Annotated in this window: 1 protein-coding gene and 1 pseudogene; both read left to right on the forward strand. The window is 36.6% G+C overall.

Annotated features, from left to right (window positions below):
* Window positions 1–263, forward strand: a pseudogene (locus ACFINR_RS09565) (hypothetical protein); the annotation flags it as partial.
* Between the two features lie 26 nt (window positions 264–289).
* Complete coding sequence (locus tag ACFINR_RS09570) at window positions 290–493, forward strand: hypothetical protein (protein WP_375632008.1); 204 nt, start codon at window positions 290–292, stop codon at window positions 491–493.
* Window positions 494–621: the final 128 nt, after the last annotated feature.

Consider the following 621-nt stretch of genomic DNA (forward strand, 5'->3'; position numbering starts at 1 on the left):
CTTCAAAAAATTGTGAAAACATGCGGTTAGCATTTTTAGAACTTGATAAGGAACGTCAGGCACAAGCAGCAGAAAGAAGTCGTAAAATTGCAGAAGAAAATCGTAAAAGAGAAGAAGAAGATATAGCTGAAATGAGAGCCAGACTAAAAAAAATGGAAGCTAACACTAAAAAAAAATTAGCTGAACAAGAAGCAAAGCGACGCGCTGAAGAAGAACGAAGAGCAAAAGAGCGCGCGGCAGAAGAACAACAGAATAATAATTAAGACATAATGAAGAGCGGAGCATCTAAATGGCAATAATAACGAAAGGCGTATTTACTGACATAGATGATATGTTGATGGATCCCCTTACAAAAACAATGGATAGCGCCATTACACATCGCTATTGCGCTTTAGCTGCTCAACTTAAAGAACCTTACAGACTATACAATAGATTTATGGCAACATTATGTCTGTGCTCTAGATTTATCATCACTGGTTATAAAAACCGATAACACAAGCAGAATTTAAAGATTGTGCTCAAAACTTGTAAAACTGAAAGAAAGAAGGGGAAATATTGATGAATAAAGTTCTCATAACAACATTGCTACTTTGCACAGGGCTCATCACAGCTGGATGTGAA

The sequence above is a fragment of the Bartonella sp. AP19HLJMH genome (assembly GCF_042196245.1).
Classification (GTDB): domain Bacteria; phylum Pseudomonadota; class Alphaproteobacteria; order Rhizobiales; family Rhizobiaceae; genus Bartonella.

Bases quoted from the DNA above. Each gene is read 5' to 3' on its own strand.
- ACFINR_RS09570 (WP_375632008.1), top strand. From the start codon at position 290: ATGGCAATAATAACGAAAGGCGTATTTACTGACATAGATGATATGTTG.